This window comes from Mycobacterium sp. UM_Kg27 (assembly GCF_000972905.1).
Classification (GTDB): domain Bacteria; phylum Actinomycetota; class Actinomycetes; order Mycobacteriales; family Mycobacteriaceae; genus Mycobacterium.
This window is the reverse complement of the sequence record NZ_JRMM01000012.1, coordinates 35,795-55,562: the sequence shown is the minus strand read 5'-3', so window position 1 is coordinate 55,562 and position 19,768 is coordinate 35,795. Positions and strand designations below refer to the sequence as shown.

At 67.0% G+C, this 19,768-nt stretch carries 15 protein-coding genes and 1 rRNA gene; 10 read left to right on the top strand and 6 right to left on the bottom strand.

All coding sequences use genetic code 11. The features are described from left to right. From rrf to LI94_RS03770, 3 genes are all read left to right on the top strand, one after another. Positions 1–85, top strand: a 5S ribosomal RNA gene (gene rrf, locus LI94_RS21830); the annotation flags it as partial. Between the two features lie 177 nt (positions 86–262). Beyond that, the gene (locus LI94_RS03775) at positions 263–1,411 is read left to right on the top strand and encodes a PE-PPE domain-containing protein (RefSeq protein WP_024443453.1); all 1,149 of its coding nucleotides are present in this window, start codon (positions 263–265) and stop codon (positions 1,409–1,411) included. A 112-nt stretch (positions 1,412–1,523) separates the two neighbouring features. Then, positions 1,524–2,696, top strand: a complete 1,173-nt coding sequence (locus LI94_RS03770) for a PE-PPE domain-containing protein (RefSeq protein ID WP_231384347.1) — start codon at positions 1,524–1,526, stop codon at positions 2,694–2,696. 7 nt (positions 2,697–2,703) lie between these two features. Here the strand turns inward: LI94_RS03770 and LI94_RS03765 are convergent, their stop codons facing one another. Together LI94_RS03765 and LI94_RS03760 are read right to left on the bottom strand one after the other, a co-directional pair. Then, on the bottom strand, positions 2,704–3,192 hold the full coding sequence (locus LI94_RS03765) for a methylated-DNA--[protein]-cysteine S-methyltransferase (RefSeq protein WP_046300341.1): 489 nt from the start codon (positions 3,190–3,192) through the stop codon (positions 2,704–2,706). Continuing rightward, positions 3,189–4,694 carry a DNA-3-methyladenine glycosylase 2 family protein gene (locus tag LI94_RS03760; protein ID WP_046300340.1) on the bottom strand — a complete coding sequence of 502 codons (1,506 nt, stop codon included), beginning with the start codon at positions 4,692–4,694 and terminating at the stop codon, positions 3,189–3,191. Before LI94_RS03760 ends, LI94_RS03765 begins: the two co-directional genes overlap by 4 nt. A gap of 95 nt (positions 4,695–4,789) precedes the next feature. Between LI94_RS03760 and glsA the strand changes: the two genes are divergently transcribed. Then, complete coding sequence (glsA, locus tag LI94_RS03755) at positions 4,790–6,064, top strand: glutaminase A (protein WP_046300339.1); 1,275 nt, start codon at positions 4,790–4,792, stop codon at positions 6,062–6,064. Between the two features lie 6 nt (positions 6,065–6,070). Here the strand turns inward: glsA and LI94_RS03750 are convergent, their stop codons facing one another. Beyond that, positions 6,071–7,675, bottom strand: a complete 1,605-nt coding sequence (locus LI94_RS03750) for an adenylate/guanylate cyclase domain-containing protein (RefSeq protein ID WP_046300338.1) — start codon at positions 7,673–7,675, stop codon at positions 6,071–6,073. 46 nt (positions 7,676–7,721) lie between these two features. On the opposite strand from LI94_RS03750, the gene nucS reads away from it, so the two are divergent. The 3 genes from nucS to LI94_RS03735 are packed head-to-tail and all read left to right on the top strand — an operon-like array spanning position 7,722 to position 9,867. Then, positions 7,722–8,393 carry an endonuclease NucS gene (gene nucS, locus LI94_RS03745; protein WP_024443459.1) on the top strand — a complete coding sequence of 224 codons (672 nt, stop codon included), beginning with the start codon at positions 7,722–7,724 and terminating at the stop codon, positions 8,391–8,393. 46 nt (positions 8,394–8,439) lie between these two features. Further along, positions 8,440–9,546: an NADH:flavin oxidoreductase gene (locus tag LI94_RS03740; RefSeq protein WP_046300347.1), complete on the top strand. Its 1,107-nt coding sequence runs from the start codon at positions 8,440–8,442 to the stop codon at positions 9,544–9,546. A gap of 24 nt (positions 9,547–9,570) precedes the next feature. After that, positions 9,571–9,867, top strand: coding sequence for a hypothetical protein (locus LI94_RS03735; RefSeq protein WP_046300337.1), 297 nt, complete (start codon positions 9,571–9,573; stop codon positions 9,865–9,867). 4 nt (positions 9,868–9,871) lie between these two features. Here the strand turns inward: LI94_RS03735 and mce are convergent, their stop codons facing one another. Continuing rightward, positions 9,872–10,363, bottom strand: a complete 492-nt coding sequence (gene mce / locus LI94_RS03730) for a methylmalonyl-CoA epimerase (protein ID WP_024443462.1) — start codon at positions 10,361–10,363, stop codon at positions 9,872–9,874. 81 nt (positions 10,364–10,444) lie between these two features. Here mce and LI94_RS03725 point away from each other — a divergent pair, with 81 nt between their 5' ends. Both LI94_RS03725 and LI94_RS03720 read left to right on the top strand, forming a co-directional pair. Further along, positions 10,445–11,626, top strand: a complete 1,182-nt coding sequence (locus tag LI94_RS03725; RefSeq protein WP_024443463.1) for an acetyl-CoA C-acetyltransferase — start codon at positions 10,445–10,447, stop codon at positions 11,624–11,626. 144 nt (positions 11,627–11,770) lie between these two features. Then, complete coding sequence (locus tag LI94_RS03720; RefSeq protein ID WP_024443464.1) at positions 11,771–12,682, top strand: tetratricopeptide repeat protein; 912 nt, start codon at positions 11,771–11,773, stop codon at positions 12,680–12,682. Between the two features lie 24 nt (positions 12,683–12,706). Here the strand turns inward: LI94_RS03720 and glgB are convergent, their stop codons facing one another. Both glgB and LI94_RS03710 read right to left on the bottom strand, forming a co-directional pair. Next, positions 12,707–14,923, bottom strand: coding sequence for a 1,4-alpha-glucan branching protein GlgB (glgB, locus tag LI94_RS03715; RefSeq protein ID WP_024443465.1), 2,217 nt, complete (start codon positions 14,921–14,923; stop codon positions 12,707–12,709). Continuing rightward, positions 14,923–16,956 carry a maltotransferase domain-containing protein gene (locus tag LI94_RS03710; RefSeq protein ID WP_046300336.1) on the bottom strand — a complete coding sequence of 678 codons (2,034 nt, stop codon included), beginning with the start codon at positions 16,954–16,956 and terminating at the stop codon, positions 14,923–14,925. The genes glgB and LI94_RS03710 overlap by 1 nt, the downstream gene beginning before the upstream one ends. A 132-nt stretch (positions 16,957–17,088) precedes the next feature. On the opposite strand from LI94_RS03710, the gene glgP reads away from it, so the two are divergent. After that, positions 17,089–19,671, top strand: coding sequence for an alpha-glucan family phosphorylase (gene glgP / locus LI94_RS03705; RefSeq protein WP_024443467.1), 2,583 nt, complete (start codon positions 17,089–17,091; stop codon positions 19,669–19,671). Positions 19,672–19,768 lie beyond the last annotated feature (97 nt).

Sequence of the window (19,768 nt, the reverse complement as noted above, 5' to 3'; positions counted from 1 at the left end):
CCGGTCCCATCCCGAACCCGGAAGCTAAGCCTGTCAGCGCCGATGATACTGCCCACACGGGTGGAAAAGTAGGACACCGCCGAACACAATTTAGTGAAACGCCCCCCGACACAGTCGGGGGGCGTTTCCATATTTACGCTCCGCGGGCTGTCGCAAAGATCTGGCCGGCGAGATGCGTTCCCCTGTTTTGTTTGCTGTTGCGGGAAGTGGGGCGGAACTATACCGTTAAGCAGTAGTTAAGGTGCTTAACAGGAGGATTCGCGTGCACGCTCAACTTTGCCTGCCACTCGTCGCGAGTGTTGCAGCCGCCGGCCTGGTCGCGGGCGCACCTGTCGCGCCGTCGGCCGTCCCAGCGCACACGTCTGCCTTCACCCTCACGGGCAACGGCACGTCGCTCGGTGACGGTATCGCCTACATCATGGGCGGGACCGGGATGCCGCAACCGTCCGATCGGTATCTCGACGCGGTAGACGCGCTGTACCTGCAGCCCCACGGATTCACCGGGGAGCTGTTCTCTTTGTGGACCCCGGAGAACGTCAGTTCGACCTCCCAGGCGGTGGGCGGCCAGATCCTCTACAACGCGGTCATGGACCAGATCAACGGCGGCGACGTGGACGCCGACAGTCCAGTGGTGGTCTTCGGCTACTCGCAGAGTGCATCGATCTCGGTGCGCCTGATGGAGCGCCTGGCCGACGAAGGCGTATCCGACGACCTGGTGCGGTTCGTGCTGATCGGCTCGCCGGGAACGAGCGGCGTTCCCACTGACCTCTACCACACCGACGTCTACAACTATGAATACGATCCCGTCGCGTTCCAGCCGACGTACTTCAACCCGCTGGCTTATCTCAACGCGGCTTTGGGCTTCCTCTACGGGCATTCAGTGCTGTTGAGTGCGACTCCCGAGCAGGTGGCCTCGGCGATTGAACTGCCGACGTCAGACCCCGATTCGATGGCCAGCTTCTACATGATTCCCTCGGAGCTGCTCCCGATTCTGGCGCCCCTGCAGTTGATCCCCATTCTGGGGCAGCCCCTGTACGAGCTGCTGGAACCCGTCACCCGGATCCTGGTGAACCTCGGCTACGGCAATATCGAGAACGGCTGGCCGCCAGGAGACGTCGATGCGCCCGGCGGTTCCGCACTGTTCCCCAACGTCGACCTCGGCGAACTCATCTCTGCGCTGGGCAACGGTGTGCAGTCTGGAATCACCAACGCCATCGACACCTTGCTGGACCCCGACAACTACCAGATCATTCCGCTGATCGAACACCCCTCGCTGGCGGCGATCATCCAAGAGGGCTACATCGTGGGTGCTATCGACTCGCCGAACCCCACGTTCAGTGAAGCCCTGACTGGTTTGGTCGAGTTCTTCCAGGGTTTCACCGACACCACCGAATACCCGATGCCGGGCTAGGTGGCGAGCCGGCGCTCGAACCCCACCCGGTGACACCCCCGCTGCTCTTGCACGGGTATTTATTGCGCAGTAGCGTTCAGGTCTGACTCAGTAAATTTCTAGGAGGTTGGGCGTGCGCGACTTCTCTTGCCTACCGCTGGTGGCCGGCGTTGCGGCGGCGAGTGTTATGGCCGCCCCTCCGGTGGTGGCGTCGGCGGTGAGCACCCAGGTTCCTGCGGTCGTGCTGACCGGCAACGGAACGTCGTTGGGGGATGGCACCGCGTTCGTGATGGGCGGGACCGGCATTCCGCAGCCACCGCAGGCCTATCTGGATGCGATTGACGAGCTGTACCTGCAGCCCCACGGATTCGGCGGGGAGACGGTCTCGCTCTTCACGCCGGAGAATGTCAGCGACACATCGCGTGAAGTTGGTCTGCAGCTGCTCAAGAACGCGGTGGCCACCGAGCTCAACAGCGGGCAGGTGGACTCCGACAACCCGGTGGTGGTGTTCGGCTACTCGCAGAGTGCGGGAATCTCCGTGGGATTGATGCACTGGCTAGCCGAGAACGACGTCTCCAATGACCTCGTCCGTTTTGTGCTGATCGGCTCTACGGCTACCAACTACGTGCCTACCGACCTGTACCACACCGACGTCTACAACTACGAATACGACCCGGTCGCCTTCCGGCCGACGTACTTCAACCCGTTGTCCGATCTCAACTCCACCCTGGGCTTCATCTACGGGCACTCGGTGCTTCCGAGCGTGACACCCGAGCAGATCGCCTCGGCGATTGAGCTGCCTGTCTCGGACCCTGATTCGCTGACCACCTTCTACATGATTCCCTCGGAGATCTTGCCGCTGTTGGCTCCGCTGCAGTTGATCCCGATCCTGGGCCAGCCGCTCTACGAGCTGTTGGAGCCAGTCACTCGGATCCTGGTGAACCTGGGTTACGGCAGCATCGAGAACGGCTGGCCGCCGGGGGATGTCGATGCGCCGGCAGCTTCGGGATTCTTCCCCACCGATATCGACCTCGGCGAACTCTTCACCGCGCTGGGCAGGGCAGTGTTCGACGGGATCAGCAACTCGGTCAGCAGCTGGTTCGATCCCGACACCTACACGATCTACTCCCTCGAGGACCACCCGTCGTTGGCCGGGATCATCAACACCGGCTACCTCGCGGGCTACCTCGACTCCCCGAACCCGCCGTTGGACGAAGCGCTCGAGGGACTGGCCAACTTCTTGGCGGCGTTCACCGATACCACCCCGTACCCCATGCCCGACCCGGTGGACCTGCTGGGCGGATAGTTCTCTGTCAGAACAGGGTGGCGTGGCTGCGCCGGCGTTCTAGGTCCAGCAGCGATTTCTTACGGTCGATACCGCCCCCGTAGCCGGTGAGGCTGCCGTTGCTGCCGATGACGCGGTGGCACGGCACGATGATCGAGATCGGGTTGCGGCCGTTGGCCAAACCGACGGCACGCGACGCGGTGGGAGAACCGATCTGGCTGGCCAGCTCGCCATAGGACCGTGTCTGGCCGTAGGGAATGGTCAGCAGGGCGGTCCACACTCGGCGCTGGAAGTCGGTGCCCAGCAGCGCGTAGTCCACGTCGAACTCGGTGAGGTCGCCGGCGAAGTATGCCGACAGCTGTTGCGCCACATCGGAAAACGCGGTGTCGTCACGCCGCCAGCCGTTTCGGTCGGGAGCGTGGGCATGATCGAGCATGAGCAGGTGAGTGAGCCTGCCGTCGTCGCCGGCCAGGGTGAGTGGGCCGATCGGACTGTCGATCGTGCGGAAACACGTCATGCGATCTCCTTCGAGGCCGGGGGCCAATGGTTCACGGCGTGATCCAGGCTGGTCCACAGATGCTGGGTGGCATAGGAACGCCACGGCCGCCAGCGAGCACTGCGTTGGATCAGTGCCCGCGGCGTGTGGGGCAGTCCGTAGTGGCGGGCGGCCAGGTGAAGCCCCAGGTCGGTGGTAGGAAACGCGTCAGGGTCGCCCAACCCGCGCATGGCGATCACCTCGGCTGTCCAGGCCCCGACGCCCGGCAGCGCTCTGAGGTCGCGGCGGGCCTGTTCCCAGTCGCAACCGGCACTCAGGCCCAGGCTGCCGTCAGCCAGGCGGGAGACCAGGGTGAGCAGTGTTCGCCGGCGGGCCCGGGGAAGCGCGAGTTGCTCGGGATCGATGTCGGTGAGACGTTCCGCCGACGGAAAGACATGCGTGAGCCCGCCGTCGGGGTCGTCGATCTGTTGGCCATGGGCGACCACCAACCGCTGGGCATGGGTGCGTGCCGCTTTGGTCGACACCTGCTGGCTGAGGACCGCCCGCACCGCCAGCTCGGCTTCGTCGACGGTCCGTGGAATGCGCTGCCCCGGTGCATTGGCCACCAGGGGAGCCAGGTCGGGGTCGGCGGTGAGGGCATCGACGACGGCTTCGGGGTCAGCGTCAAGGTCCAACAGTCGTCGGCAGCGGGTGATCGCGGCGGTGAGGTCGCGGAAGTCGTCGAGCACGAGTCGGCATCGGACATGGCGGGGAGCCGGGCGCAGGCTGACGATGCCGTTGCCGTGCGGCAGACGCAGGGTGCGCCGGAAAGCGCCGTCGCGTACCTCTTCGCAACCGGGCACCGCACAGGCGGCCAAGTGTCCGAACACGCCCTCGAACGCAAACGGGGTGCGCACCGGCAGGCGCAGCGACAGGGCGCCCGGGCCGGGGGCGTCGCGGTCGGACGAGGCTCGTGAGCGTGCGGCGGCGTTGCTGCGCAACACCGTTGGCGTCGTGGCGCACACGGCGCGGATGGTGTCGTTGAACTGCCGAATACTGGCGAAACCGGCGGCGAACGCGACATCACCCAACGGCAGGTCAGTGGTCTCGATCAGGACGCGGGCGGTCTGCGTGCGCTGGGCGCGGGCCAGTGCCAGCGGGCCGGCGCCGACCTCGGCCTGCAGCAACCGCTGCAATTGGCGGGCCGAGTAGCCGAGGTGGTCGGCAAGCCCGCCCACTCCCTCCCTATCGACCGTGCCGTCGGCGATCATGCGCATAGCCCGGCCCACGATGTCGCCCCGGATGTTCCATTCCGGAGAACCCGGCGCGGCGTCCGGGCGGCAACGCTTGCAGGCGCGGAAGCCGGCTCGCTGCGCTGCGGCAGCGGTGGGGTAGAACTCCACATTCGGTGGCAGCGGCGTACGCGCCGGGCAACTGGGCCGGCAATAGATGCCTGTCGTGCGCACCGCGGTGATGAACCAGCCGTCGAAGCGGGCGTCCTTGGACTGCACGGTGCGATAGCAGCGGTCGAAGTCGTCGTGCACGCCTTCAACGATGGCACGATGCGGCCGGCGACACTAGCGGAAAAACGACAGCGCAGTGCCGGGCCGTGCGCCGTGGCGGGGGCTAGCATCGGTTCGTGGCGGCGCTGGTGCAGCAGTACTTGGACGGGATCCTCGCCGAGCATGCCGGCGCCAACCATGGTGCCCTGGCCAGCTATATCCCCGAGCTCGCCCAGGTGGACCCGACGAAGTACGGCCTGGCGCTGTCGTCGTCGGACGGCTACGTCTACGAATGCGGCGATGCCGAGGTGCCGTTCACCATGCAGTCGATATCCAAGCCGTTCACCTACGCGCTTGCACTCGATCAGCTGGGGCAGACGGAGGTCGACGCGCGGATCGGCGTGGAGCCCTCCGGTGAGGGCTTCAACAAGATCAGCGTGGACCAGGTCACCAATGTGCCGAAGAACCCGATGATCAATGCTGGGGCGATCGTGGCCTGCTCCCTGATACCCGGGAAGACCATTGAAGACCGGTTCGATCTCGTCCGGGATTTCTTCAGCGCCTGCGCCGGACGCAGCCTGGAGTTTGACGACGGCGTATATCAGTCCGAGCGAGCCAGCGGCAGTCGTAATCGTGGGATCGCGTATCTGCTGGAGAGTTTCGGCGCCCTGGGCGCCGACCCCGACGATGCCCTGGATCTCTATATCCGCCAGTGTTCGCTGAAGGTCACCAGCACCGACCTGGCTCGGATGGCCGCGACGCTGGCCCGCGGCGGCCTCAACCCCCTGACCGGGCGGCAGGTGACCGATGCCGCGGTGGTACGGCGAACCCTGTCGGTGATGGTGACCTGCGGCATGTACGACGCCGCCGGTGCGTGGGTCAGTGCGGTCGGGATGCCGGCCAAGAGCGGTGTGGCCGGCGGCATCGTGGCGGTGCTGCCCGGACAGCTCGGTATCGGCGTCTATTCCCCGCGGATCGACGTCAGGGGCAACAGCGTGCGTGGGATGCTGGTGTGCCGCAGCCTGTCCCAACAGCTCGGCCTGCACTTCCTGACGGTGAGCAGTGAAGCGCATTCGGCGATCCGTGGGGTGTACACCCCACGTCCGGGCATTCGGGTCTACGAGGTGCACGGTGATCTTCTGTTCGCCGGAGCCGAACAGGTGGCTCGCACCGCGACCCGCGAATGTGGGGAGTTCGACACCGCCATCCTCGACGTCTCGCGGCTGCACACGATCAGCGAGCCGGCGCGAGGCCTGCTTGCGGGGCTCTCCGAGGAGTTGCGGGCACTGGACAAGCAGGGTCTGCTCGTCGATCCCAACGGATCGGTGACGCCCGATCCGGCGGGCCATGCCGGGCTGGTGTTCGCCACGGTCGAGGATGCGCTGGCGGCAACCGAGACGTGGGCGGAGTAGCCGGAGCTATAGCGGGCTGGCGAGCACGGTGGGCTGCTCGTAGCCGCGCAACACGATCGACTCACCCACGACCCAGTGGGCCTGCTCGCTGACGCTGGCCGCGTACATGGTTCTCGCGGTGGTCAATAGCTGCACGCGTTGGGTTTTGGCCAATTCACACAACCGGGCGGCCTCGTTGACCGGCTCGCCGATCACGGTGTACTCGAACCGCTCCTTGGCGCCGACGTTTCCAGCAACCACCTGTCCCGCGGCCACGCCGATACCGGCGCGGATCTCGGGCACTTCCTCGGCCAGGCGGTACAGGATGCCCCGGGCCGCGGCCAGGGCCTCATCCTCGGGCTGGTCGAGGTGGTTGGGGGCGCCGAAGATCGCCAGCGTGGCGTCGCCCTCGAACTTGTTGATCAGGCCCTGGTGGCGGTCGACCTCATCGACGACAACGGCAAAGAATCGGTTCAACAGACTGACGACTTCGGTCGCGGGCTTGGCTGTCACGATCTGTGTCGAGCCGACGATGTCGACGAAAATCACTGCGACGTGGCGCTCTTCGCCGCCAAGCTGGATTTGATCGCGTTCCGCGGCGGCCGCCACCTCGCGCCCGACGTGGCGGCCGAACAGATCGCGCACCCGCTCGCGCTCGCGCAGGCCGTGCACCATCGCGTTGAAACCGCTCTGGAGCTCGCCGAGTTCGGTTCCGTCGAACACCACGAGGTCACCTTGCAGATTGCCCTGCTCGACGCGCTTCAGAGCGGCGCGCACCACCCGGACCGGGGTCGCGGTGAGCCAGGACAGAATCAACATCAGCAGGAAGCCGAAGATCAGCGTCGTCACCGAGGCGGTCAGAACGGCGACCCCGAACTGGGTCAACGTCAGATTCTTGAGCACCACAGCGAAAAAGGCCGCTAGCGCGATACCCATGATCGGCACACCTGAGGTGAGAAACCAGACCAGCATCGTCCGGCCCATGATCCCGGACAGGATCCGCCGCGGAGGTGGGCCGGCGGCGAGCGCCTGGGCGGCCACCGGCCGCAAGGCGAACTCGGTGAACAGGTAGCAGGCGGTGGCCACCAGGATGCCGCAGACGCTCATGGTGAACCCGATGATCGGGATGAAGATCCTGTCGGCCAATCCGTAGAGCACGGTGAACATCACCGTCGCGACGCCCCATAGCGCCAGCACGACCTGCGCCACCCGCCACGGGGTCAGGAAGGCGTTGCGTTCGTCCTCGGGCGTCGGCCGCTGTTCCTTGATGGCCCAACGCAATTTCTTGATGGTGTGCCGGGTGATCACGTAGGTCCCGCCGATCAGCGCGGCCACCACGTAGGCCGGCACCAGCCCGAATGTGAGCCACGCCGGGGCGTCGTGGAACACGCTGGGAACCGGGAACGCCACCGTCACCAGCAGCACGTCCACGGCGACGCCCAGCAGATTCGTGCCCACCATGACGACGGTCAGGATGAACTGGATGCGAATCCGCCTTAGGTACTGGCTTTCGGACACCTGGCCCAGCAGCCAGGAGCCGTATTCCGGTGTCTCGGGCAGGCGACCGCTCTGACGGGTGAGCATCTCCAGCGCTCGGCCCAGGCGTTGTGCGGTTGTCTTCGGCGGCTTCATCGTGGCGTAAGAATAATTGCTCAGCGCTGCCCTTAAGGTGGATCGGATGCGACTAGTGATCGCCCAGTGCACCGTCGACTACGTCGGCAGGCTCACCGCGCACCTGCCCTCTGCCCGGCGACTGCTGCTGTTGAAGGCCGACGGCTCGGTCAGCGTGCATGCCGACGACCGTGCCTACAAACCACTGAACTGGATGAGTCCGCCGTGTCGGCTCACTGAGGAGGTCGGTGGTGAGCTGCCGGTGTGGGTGGTGGCGAACAAGAGCGGCGATCAGCTCCGTATCACCATCGAGGACATCGAGCACGACTCCAGCCACGAGCTCGGTGTTGACCCCGGTCTGGTGAAAGACGGCGTCGAGGCGCAACTGCAGGCGCTGCTCGCCGAGCACGTCGAGCTGCTCGGCGAGGGCTACTCACTGGTGCGGCGGGAGTACATGACCGCCATCGGCCCGGTGGACCTCTTGTGCCGCGACGAACACGGCCGAGCGGTCGCCGTGGAGATCAAACGGCGCGGGGAGATCGACGGTGTGGAACAGCTCACGCGTTATCTGGAACTGCTCAACCGCGACAGCCTGCTGGCGCCGGTCAGCGGAGTATTCGCCGCCCAGCAGATCAAGCCCCAGGCCCGCACCCTGGCCACCGACCGCGGCATTCGTTGCCTGACACTGGATTATGACGCGATGCGCGGTATGACCAGCGACGAATACCGGCTGTTCTGATCTGCCCGCCGGAATACAAGCAGACGGCGTGGCGTTGCAGCCCGTCATGGCAGTCACCCCCCGATTCCAGGGCCTTTTCCAGCCCCTGACACTGCGCTCGCTGACCGTGCCCAATCGGTTCGCCATGGCGCCGATGACTCGTCAGGCCTCGCCGAACGGTATTCCTGGCGAAGACGTGGCGCAGTATTACCGGCGTCGGGCGGCGGGCGGCGTCGGACTGATCATCACCGAGGGCATCCGGCTGCCCGACCCGGCCGCGGGATTCCCGGCCAGCGTGCCGACGATCGCCGGCGATGAGGTGCTCGCCGGGTGGACTCGCGTGGTCGACAGCGTCCATGCCGAGGGGTCCACGATCGCCGCCCAGCTATGGCATCAGGGGGTTGAGCGCCGCGACGACGACGGGGTCCAGCCCGTCGGCCCGTCGGGCGTCGACGGCCACGGTGAGCCGCGTGGCCGCGCGTTGCACTCCGACGAGCTCGCAGAGATCGCCCAGCAGTACGCCGACAGTGCCGCCACCGCCCGCGACATCGGCTTCGATGCGGTCGAGATCCACGGCGCCCACGGCTACCTGTTGGACGAATTCTTCTGGGAGCGCACCAACTTGCGCACCGACGGCTACGGCGGATCACTGGCAGCGCGCACCCGGTTCCCAGCTGAAGTGGTCGCGGCCGTCCGTGCGGCGGTCGGCCCGGACTATCCGATCCTCTTCCGTTTCTCGCAATGGAAGGGCGTGGACTACGCGGCGACCATCGCCGATGATCCGTCGCAGCTTCAGGAACTGCTGGCGCCGCTGGTCGAGGCGGGCGTGGACGCACTGCATCCGTCGACGCGCAGGTACTACGGGCCCGGATTCCCGGAACATGACAGTGATTTGAGCCTCGCCGGGTGGACCAAGAAGGTCACCGGAAAACCGGTCATCGCGGTGGGATCGGTGGGATTGGAGACCCAGTTCCGCAGCGAGAAGCGGGGGCAGGTGATTGCGCCGGCTCCCATCGACCGGGTGGTGGAGCAGTTCGAGGCCGGCGAATTCGACATTGTCGCGATCGGGCGCGCGCTGCTGGCCGACCCGAACTGGGTGAATCGCCTCCGCGACGGCGAGCTGGACGGCTTCACCGGCTACGACGCGGCGACCGCACTGTCCAAACTGGCCTGATGCTGGGTCATTAGGCTGGTCGGTATGGCTCGTCGTCGCAGTTCCTCGCGTCGGCAAGGGCCGTTAGGGCCGTTGCCGCTGCACCAACGCGTGGAGACCGGCCCCGACGGCTACGACTACATCGTCGTGCCGATTGCGGGCTCGCGCGCCCTCAAGGTCTACCGTTGCCCGGGTTGCGACCACGAAATCCGTTGCGGAATCGCCCATGTGGTGGTGTGGCCGGCCGGGCACGGCGGTTCGGCGGACGAGGATCGGCGGCACTGGCACACGCCGTGTTGGGCGAACCGCAGCAACCGGAGTCCGACCCGGAAGTGGTCCTAGTCGCTCAGTGCGCTTCGGCGTTCGCGGCCGGCTCGACCAGCTCGACCAGCACGCCGCCGGCGTCCTTGGGGTGGATGAAATTGATCCGCGAGTTCGACGTGCCACGCCGCGGTGCCTCATAGAGAAGCCGGACACCCTGCTCACGCAGCCGCTCGGAGAGCGCGTCGATATCACTGGTCCGGTAGGCCAGCTGCTGCAGACCGGGGCCGCGCTTGTCCAGGAACTTCGCGATCGTCGAGGACTCGTCGATCGGGGCCATCAGCTGAATCTGTGCGCTGCCGACGGGGGCGCCGCGCACCGCAAGCATCGCCTCGACGATGCCCTGCTCCTCGTTGGTCTCCTCGTGCAGCACGATCATCCCGAGCTTGTCGTGGTACCACTTCTTGGCCACTTCCAGGTCCGGGACCGCGATACCGACGTGGTCGACCGCCGTCACCAAGGCCGAGGCCAGGGCGGGGCGTACCTCACAAGGTTCAGCGACGGATTCGGTGGTCATAACGTAACGGTAACCTGGGCGGAAACATCGTGCTGCGCCGACCGGAAAGATCGGCCTTTCAGACCCGCCCGGGAGGTAGTCATGACGACATCGGTGATCGTTGCTGGGGCTCGGACCCCGATCGGCCGGTTGATGGGTTCGCTGAAGGATTTCTCCGGCAGCGACCTGGGTGCTGTGGCCATTGCGGGGGCGCTGGAGAAGGCGCAGGTACCGGCATCGCTGGTGCAGTACGTGATCATGGGCCAGGTGCTGACCGCGGGGGCCGGCCAGATGCCGGCTCGGCAGGCGGCGGTGGGCGCGGGCATCGGCTGGGATGTGCCGACACTGACCATCAACAAGATGTGTCTGTCGGGAATCAACGCCATCGCCATGGCTGACCAGCTCATTCGCGCCGGCGAGTTCGATGTGGTGGTGGCCGGCGGCCAGGAGTCCATGAGCAAGGCACCGCACCTGCTGCTGGACAGCCGGTCGGGCTACAAGTACGGCGATGTGACGGTGCGCGACCACCTCGCCTACGACGGCCTGCACGACGTTTTCACCGACCAGCCGATGGGTGCGCTCACCGAGCAGCGCAACGACGAGGACAAGTTCACGCGCGCTGAGCAGGACGAGTTTGCGGCCGAGTCGCACCGCAGGGCCGCGGCTGCCTGGAAGGACGGCGTTTTCGCCGACGAGGTGGTGCCGGTGAAGATCCCGCAGCGTAAAGGGGATCCGCTGGAGTTCACCGAGGACGAGGGCATCCGGGCCAACACCACCGCCGAGTCGCTGTCCGGGCTCAAGCCGGCGTTCCGCAAGGACGGCACCATCACCGCGGGCTCGTCGTCGCAGATCTCCGACGGCGCCGCCGCGGTGGTCGTGATGAGCAAGGCGAAGGCGCAAGAGTTGGGTCTGGACTGGCTGTGTGAGATCGGCGCCCACGGCGTGGTGGCCGGGCCGGATTCGACCCTGCAGTCCCAGCCGGCCAACGCCATCAAGAAGGCGGTCGAGCGCGAGGGGATCTCGGTCGACCAACTCGACGTGGTGGAGATCAACGAGGCCTTTGCCGCGGTGTCGCTGGCTTCGACCCGGGAGCTGGGGCTGAACGGCGACGTCGTCAATGTGCACGGCGGCGCGATCGCGGTGGGGCACCCGATCGGGATGTCCGGGGCGCGGATCACCTTGCACGCCGCCCTGGAGCTCAAGCGGCGCGGTTCGGGCTATGCGGTGGCCGCGCTGTGCGGTGCCGGCGGCCAGGGCGACGCGCTGATCCTGCGCGCGGGGTAACGGCTTCCCTACGGTTGCGTAGGTTGCTGGCGCGGGCTGTTTCGGCGCCGCGACACCCGGGTGTGATCTTGGTCATAGCGCGGTGGTTGTGGGCGAAAGCGGCCGTCGGCGGCGCAGCGGGGACGACGTGACAGACTTGACGGCGTGACTCGTCCTCGACCCCCGATCGGCCCGGCGTTGGCCGGAGCAGTGGATTTGTCCGGCCTGAAGAAGCCGGCTCAATCCGGCGCCACCGCCGCGAAGGCTCCGGCTCCCCCTGGTGCCACCGAGATCACCGAGGCCAACTTCGAAGACGAGGTGCTGGTCCGGTCCAATCAAGTGCCGGTGGTGGTGCTGCTGTGGTCACCGCGCAGCGAAGCCTGCATTCAGCTGGCCGACACCCTGGCGGCGCTGGCCCAAGACGACAACGCCGACGGCGCACCCAAGTGGGCGCTGGCAACCGTCAATGTCGACGTGGCCCCGCGGGTGGCGCAGGTGTTCGGGGTGGACGCGGTGCCGACCGTGGTGGCGCTGGCCGCCGGACAACCGATCACCAGTTTTCAGGGGTCCCAGCCGCCGGACCAGCTGCGCCGCTGGGTGGACTCGCTGGTGTCGGCCACCGCGGGCAAGCTCGCCGGCGGCGGCGACGCTGAGCAGCCCGAGCAGGTGGACCCGGTGCTGGCGCAGGCCCGCGACCACCTCGATGCCGGTGACTTCCAAGCGGCGCGAGCCTCTTACCAGGCGTTGCTGGACACCGACCCCAACCACGTCGAGGCCAAGGGGGCGCTGCGCCAGCTCACCTTCCTGGAGCGCGCGACCGGGCGGCAACCCGATGCGCCGGCGCAGGCCGACGCCGACCCGGGCAACATCGAGGCCGCCTTCGCAGCCGCGGACGTGCAGATCCTCAACCAGGACGTCACCGCGGCGTTCGACCGGCTGATCGCGCTGGTGCGACGGACCGCCGGTGACGAGCGGGCCGCGGTGCGGACCCGGCTGGTGGAACTGTTCGAGCTGTTCGACCCCGCCGATCCGGAGGTCGTCGCCGGACGGCGCAATCTGGCCAACGCGCTCTACTGAGCCCGCGTTATGGCCCGCTCGGCGCTACTCGGGTGCCAGCCACACCGCCGACAAGGCGGGTAACACCAGCACCGCCGAGGCCGGCCGGCCGTGCCACGGTTCATCGGTGGCCTCGACGCCGCCTAAGTTGCCCTCGCCCCAGCCGCGGTAGCCGACCGCATCGGTGTTGAGCACCTCACGCCAGCGGCCCGCCCGGGGCAACCCCAGGTGGTAATCGGCGTGGGTGACCCCGGCGAAGTTGAATACGCAGGCCAGCACCGAACCGTCGGTGCCGTAGCGCAGGAAGCTCAGCACGTTGTTGGCCGAGTCGTTGGCGTCGATCCAGGAGTAGCCCCGCGGGTCGGCATCCTGGGTCCACAGGGCGGGCAGGGCGCGGTAATGGGCGTTGAGGTCACTGACCAGCCGCAGAATGCCGGGGGAGTAGCCGTCAGGCTCGATCCGGGGGTCGAGCTGAAACCAGTCGACGCCGCGCTCGTTGCACCACTCGGCGCGCTGGCCGAACTCCTGGCCCATGAACAGCAATTGCTTGCCGGGATGCGCCCACTGGTAGGCCAGCAGGGCGCGCAGACCGGCGGCCCTGTGGTGGTCGTCGCCGGGCATCCTGGACCACAGCGTGCCCTTGCCGTGCACCACCTCGTCATGGCTGACCGGCAGCACGTAGTTCTCGCTGAATGCGTAGAGCATCGAGAACGTCATGTTGTGGTGGTGGTAGCTGCGGTGCACCGGATCGTGGCCGAGGTAGGCCAGGGTGTCGTGCATCCAGCCCATGTTCCACTTCATTGAAAAACCCAGTCCGCCAAGGCTGGTGTCGCGGGTGACTCCCGGCCAGGAGGTGGACTCCTCGGCGATGGTCACGATGCCCGGCGCGACCCGGTGGGTGGTCGCGTTCAGCTCCTGCAGGAACTGCACCGCCTCCAGGTTCTCTCGGCCGCCGTGGATGTTGGGGGTCCATCCGCCGTGCGGACGCGAATAGTCCAGGTAGAGCATCGATGCGACGGCATCCACCCGCAGCCCGTCCACGTGGAACTCGGTCAGCCAGTACAGCGCGTTGGCGACCAGGAAGTTGCGTACCTCCGGGCGGCCGAAGTCGAACACGTAGGTGCCCCAGTCGAGTTGCTCCCCGCGATGCGGATCGGAGTGCTCGTAGAGCGGGGTCCCATCGAATCGGCCCAGCGCCCAGTCGTCCTTGGGGAAATGCGCCGGCACCCAGTCCACGATGACGCCGATGCCGGCCCCGTGCAGCGCGTCGACCAGTGCCCGAAAGTCGTCGGGGGTGCCGAAGCGCGCGGTCGGGGCGTAATACGACGTCACCTGGTATCCCCAAGACCCACCGAACGGGTGCTCTGCCACCGGCAGCAGTTCGACGTGGGTGAAGCCCTGCTGGACAACGTATTCGGTCAGTTCGACGGCCAACTGGCGGTAGCTGAGCCCGGGTCGCCAAGAGCCCAGATGGACCTCGTAGGTGCTCATCGGCTCGCTCACCGGGTCGCGCTTGCAGCGCTGGGCCATCCAGTCCGCGTCGTTCCAGGTGTAGTCGCTGAACGTCACCATCGATGCGGTGCGCGGTGGCACCTCGGTGGCGTAGGCGAACGGATCGGCGCGCTCGGTGACGGCGCCGTCGGCCCCGTGGATACGGAATTTGTAGAGGCCGGCGGTGGGGAAGTCCGGCCAGAACAGTTCCCAGATCCCCGAAGAGCCCAGTGACCGCAGCGGGGCGTCGTCGCCGGTCCAGCCGTTGAAGTCGCCGATCAGGCTCACCCCGGTGGCGTTGGGTGCCCACACCGCGAAGGACACGCCGGACACCTCGCCGTCGGGAGTGGTGAAGCTGCGGTGCTGAGCCCCCATCACTTGCCAGAGACGTTCGTGGCGTCCTTCGGCGAACAGGTACAGGTCGAAATCGCCCAGGGTCGGGGCGAATCGATACCCGTCGGCGACCGTGTGCACCCCGGTGGGTTCGGCGAACTCGGCCGTCTCCGGATAGTGCACCTCCAGGCGGTAGTCGATGAGGTCGGTGAACGGCAGGGCAGCGGCGAACAACCCGGAGCCCAGGTCGCGCATGGTGAAGCGCTCGGTACCGACGAGCACCACCACGCGCCGAGCGCGTGGGCGCAACGCCCGGATGACGGTGGTTTTGCCGTACTCGTGAGCGCCCAGGACGGAGTGCGGATCGTGGTGTTCACCGGCACGTAGCCGAGCCAGGTCGGCAGGGTGGGGTGCCAGGTGTGGGGTCACGGTGCTCATCAGCGGCGCAGCATCTCGGTTCGGGCACCGGCGTTGATCGGCGGCATGGTGACGATGTGGGCGACCGCGTGTGCCGGGTCCAAGCGCACATAGTTGTCCTGGCCCCAGTTGTAGTCCTCGCCGCTGATCTGATCACGTACCCAGAAGCGTTGGTAGTCAGGCATTCCCAGCGCCCACATGTCCAGGTGTAGTGTCGCCTGCTCGGCGCCGAACGGGTTCAGCGTGACCACCACCAGCACGGTGTCGCCGGTGGCCGGGTCGAACTTGCTGTAGGCCAGCAGCGCGTCGTTGTCGACATGGTGGAAGTGCACGGTGCGCAGCTGGTTGAACGCCGGGTGCAGCCGGCGAATCTCGTTGAGCCGCGCGATGAACGGTTCTAGGGAGCGGCCTTCGGCGATGGCGCCGGCGAAGTCGCGGGGCCGAAGTTCGTATTTCTCCGAATCGAGGTACTCCTCGCTGCCTTCATGGACCGCACGGTCCTCGAACAACTCGAATCCGGAGTAGACGCCCCACGCCGGACCCAGTGTCGCCGCCAGAACTGCGCGGATGGCGAACATCCCGGGGCCGCCGTGTTGCAGGCTGGCGTGCAGGATGTCAGGGGTGTTGACGAACAGGTTCGGCCGGCGGAAGTCGGCGAGTTCGGCGATCTGCCGTCCGAACTCGGTGAGCTCGGATTTCGTTGTCCGCCAGGTGAAGTAGGAGTAGGACTGGGTGAATCCCAGCTTGGCCAGGCCGTACTGGCGCGCCGGCGGGGTGAACGCCTCGGACAGGAACAGCACATCCGGGTCGATATTCTTGACGGCGGCGATCAACCACAGCCAGAAGTCCGGGGGCTTGGTGTGCGGGTTGTCCACCCGAAAGATCTTCACCCCGTGGTCCATCCAGAATCGGACCACCCGCAGCACCTCCGCGTACAGGCCGGCCGGATCGTTGTCGAAATTCAGCGGGTAGATGTCCTGGTACTTCTTCGGCGGGTTCTCCGCGTAGGCGATGGTGCCATCGGGCAGTTCGGTGAACCATTCCCGGTGCTGGGTGGCCCACGGATGATCGGGTGCGCACTGCAGCGCCAGGTCCAGGGCAACCTCCAGGTCGAGCCGGTGGGCCGCGGCGACGAAGTCGTCGAAGTCACCGATGTCGCCCAGTGCCGGATGTACCGCGTCGTGGCCGCCCTCGGCGCTGCCGATGGCCCACGGCGAACCCACGTCGCCGGGTTGGGCGGTCGCGGAGTTGTTGCGGCCCTTGCGGTGTACTCGCCCGATGGGGTGAACTGGCGGCAGGTACACCACATCGAAGCCCATCGCCGCGATCCGGGGCAGTGCCGCGGCTGCCGTGGCGAACGTACCGTGCACGGGACGTCTCTCGGCGTCCCAGCCGCCGGTCGAGCGGGGGAACATCTCGTACCACGCGCCGCCTCGTGCCAGCGGCCGATCCACCCACACCTGGTGCTCGACGCCGGCAGTGACCAGCTCACGCAGCGGGTAGCGGGTCAGCAGCTCGTCGAGCTCGGAGGACAGTGCCGGCGCCGCTCGCGACACCGGATCGCCTGAAGCGCGCAACGCCGCGGCCGCCGCCAGCACCGGTTTACGTAGTGCGGTCGGTACCCCGGCCGCGGCGCGGTCGAACAACTCGGCGCCGATCACCAGGTCGTTGGACAGTTCGGCCGCGGCTTGGCCGGCGTCCAATTTGGCGGTCACCGCGTGCCGCCAGCTCTGCAACGGATCCCCCCAGCCCTCGACGCGGAACGTCCACAGGCCGACGGCGTCGGGGGTGAAGGCACCGTGGAAGACGTAGGCGTCGAACCCGGTGTGCATGGGCAGCTGCAGTGCTGAGCCCGCGGCGGCCGGTGGGGAATCACCGGGCAGCGGATAGCGGCGCCCCACGTAGCGCACCACCAACGTCGCCGCGACGGCTTCGTGGCCTTCACGCCAGACGGTGGCCTTGACCGGTACGGTCTCACCGACCACCGCCTTGGCCGGGTAACGGCCGCACGAGACGACCGGCTCGACATCGTCGACCTCGACTCGGCCAGCCACCACACTCCTTCGTCGTTGGGCTGTATGCGCCCACGGTAGCTGTCCAGTGACGTCTACCGGAATCAAGCGAGGTGTTCGCAACCGAATCGTCAGGTCTGTTCGTCAGGCTCCGCTTCGGTAAGGTGGTGAGGCGTGAAGGCCCTCCGCCGGTTCACCGTTCGCGCCCACCTTCCCGAGAGGCTGCTGGCACTCGAGCAGCTGTCGATGAACCTCCGCTGGTCATGGGAGCAGCCGACTCAGGAACTCTTCGCCGCCATCGACCCCGAATTGTGGGACGGGTGCGCGCGCGACCCGGTTGCGCTGCTGGGGGCGGTCAGTCCCGCGCGGCTCGAAGAGCTGGCCGCCGACCCGGAGTTCACCGCCCGGCTCGATGCGCTGTCTGCCGATCTCACGGCATACCTGACGCTGCCGAGGTGGTACCAGCGCCAGCAGGAGGACGGGGCGGCGCTGCCGACGGCGGTCGCGTACTTCTCGATGGAATTCGGTGTCGCCGAAGCTCTGCCCAACTACTCGGGCGGTCTGGGGATCCTGGCCGGGGATCACCTCAAGTCGGCGTCGGACCTCGGCGTGCCGCTGATCGCAGTGGGCCTGTACTACCGGTCCGGATATTTCCGTCAAGCGCTGACCGCCGACGGCTGGCAGCGCGAAACCTATCCGGCACTGGACCCGCAGGGGCTGCCGCTGCGACTGCTCGTCGATACCGACAGCCGACCGGTGCTGATCGACGTGGCGCTGCCCGGCGCCGGCCGGTTGCGGGCCCGGATCTGGGTCGCGCAGGTGGGCCGTGTGCCGTTGCTGCTGCTGGATTCCGATATCGGTGAGAACCCACACCAGCTGCGCGGGATCACCGACCGGCTGTACGGCGGGGACCAGGAGCACCGGATCCGTCAGGAGATTCTGGCTGGAATCGGCGGTGTGCGGGCGATCCGCGAATTCACCCGTCTGCAGAACATGCCCGCGCCCGAGGTCTTTCACATGAACGAGGGGCATGCGGGCTTCCTCGGCATCGAACGCATCCGCGAGCTGATGGCCGAGCAGGGTCTGGATTTCGACACCGCGCTGGCGGTGGTCCGTTCGGCGACGGTGTTCACCACCCACACCCCGGTGCCGGCCGGAATCGATCGGTTTCCCGCCGACATGGTCTGCCGCTATTTCGATGACAGCGGTGATGCTCTGGTCGCCGGGGTGCCCACCGAGCGGATCATGGAACTGGGCGTGGAACCCGATCCCGGCATGTTCAACATGGCCCACATGGGGCTGCGGCTGGCGCAGCGCGCCAATGGCGTCTCTCGGTTGCACGGTCGGGTCAGCCGGGTCATGTTCAACGATCTGTGGCCCGGGTTCGACGGCGACGAGGTGCCGATCGGGTCGATCACCAACGGCGTGCACGCGCCGAGTTGGGCGGCGCCGCCGTGGCTGCAGCTCAGTCGCGACGTGGCCGCTCCCGACTCGTTCAGCGAGCCCGCCGCCTGGCAACGCCTGCAGCAGGTCGATCCCGTCACCCTGTGGTCCATCCGCTCGCAGCTGCGGGCACTGCTCGTCGACGAGGTCCGGTTGCGACTGCTGAAGTCCGGGCTGGAACGCGGTTCTTCAGAGGCCGAGTTGGGCTGGATCGCTTCGGCATTCGACCCGGACGTGCTGACCATTGGCTTCGCCCGGCGGGTGCCGACCTACAAGCGGCTGACGCTGATGCTGCGTGATCCCGACCGATTGGAGCAACTGCTGCTCGATGAGCAGCGCCCCATCCAGTTGATCGTCGCCGGCAAGTCCCATCCGGCCGACGAGGACGGAAAGGCGCTGATTCAGCAGGTGGTGCGGTTCGCCGACCGCCCTGAGGTACGGCACCGCATCGCGTTCCTGCCCGACTACGACATGTCGATGGCGCGTCGGCTCTACGCCGGATGCGATGTCTGGCTGAACAATCCGCTGCGCCCGTTGGAGGCCTGCGGTACCTCGGGGATGAAGAGCGCGCTCAACGGCGGGCTGAACCTGTCGATTCGCGACGGCTGGTGGGACGAGTGGTTCGACGGGCAGAACGGCTGGGCGATTCCCACCGCGGACGGCGTCGCCGACGAGAATCGGCGCGACGATCTGGAAGCCGCGGCGCTCTATGACCTGCTGGCGTCATCGGTGGTGCCGAAGTTCTACGAGCGCGACGAGAGCGGCGTGCCGTCGCGCTGGATGGAGATGGTGCACCACACCCTGCAGACGCTGGGACCGAAAGTGCTGGCGTCGCGGATGGTGCACGACTACGTCCAGCAGTGTTATGCGCCGGCCGCACAGTCCTTGCAGCGGACCTGCGAGCCGATCGACGGGGTGCCCTTCGGTGCGGCACGTCAGTTGGCCGGCTACCGGCGTCGAGCGGAAGCGGCCTGGCCGCACATCCAGATCACTGACGTCGACAGCACTGGGCTGCCCGACGCCCCCTGGCTGGGCTCGGAGTTGACGTTGACCGCCTCGGTACGCCTGGCTGGGTTGCGGCCCGACGAGGTGGTGGTGCAGGCGGTGCTGGGCCGGGTGGATTCCGCTGACACCCTGCTCGGTCCGGTCACCGTGGCGATGTCACACGCCCACACCGACGCTGACGGCACGGAAGTCTTCTCCACGACCAGTCGGCTACCGGTGGCCGGGGCGGTGGGCTACACCGTGCGGGTGCTGCCGTGCCATCCGTTGCTGTCCGGCGATGCCGAACTGGGACTGGTGACCTTGGCCTGAGAGTTGCGGTAAGGGGCAGCGTGAGCTTTCCCGTCGATGAGATTGCGCTCAGGGCTGCGATTCGTCGAAATCTACGACCTTCAGTGCAATCTGAACG

Bases quoted from the DNA above. Each gene is read 5' to 3' on its own strand.
- LI94_RS03725 (WP_024443463.1), top strand. From the start codon at position 10,445: ATGACGACATCGGTGATCGTTGCTGGGGCTCGGACCCCGATCGGCCGG.
- mce (WP_024443462.1), bottom strand. From the start codon at position 10,363: ATGACCACCGAATCCGTCGCTGAACCTTGTGAGGTACGCCCCGCCCTG.
- nucS (WP_024443459.1), top strand. From the start codon at position 7,722: ATGCGACTAGTGATCGCCCAGTGCACCGTCGACTACGTCGGCAGGCTC.
- glgB (WP_024443465.1), bottom strand. From the start codon at position 14,923: ATGAGCACCGTGACCCCACACCTGGCACCCCACCCTGCCGACCTGGCT.
- LI94_RS03750 (WP_046300338.1), bottom strand. From the start codon at position 7,675: ATGAAGCCGCCGAAGACAACCGCACAACGCCTGGGCCGAGCGCTGGAG.
- LI94_RS03740 (WP_046300347.1), top strand. From the start codon at position 8,440: ATGGCAGTCACCCCCCGATTCCAGGGCCTTTTCCAGCCCCTGACACTG.
- LI94_RS03765 (WP_046300341.1), bottom strand. From the start codon at position 3,192: ATGACGTGTTTCCGCACGATCGACAGTCCGATCGGCCCACTCACCCTG.
- LI94_RS03735 (WP_046300337.1), top strand. From the start codon at position 9,571: ATGGCTCGTCGTCGCAGTTCCTCGCGTCGGCAAGGGCCGTTAGGGCCG.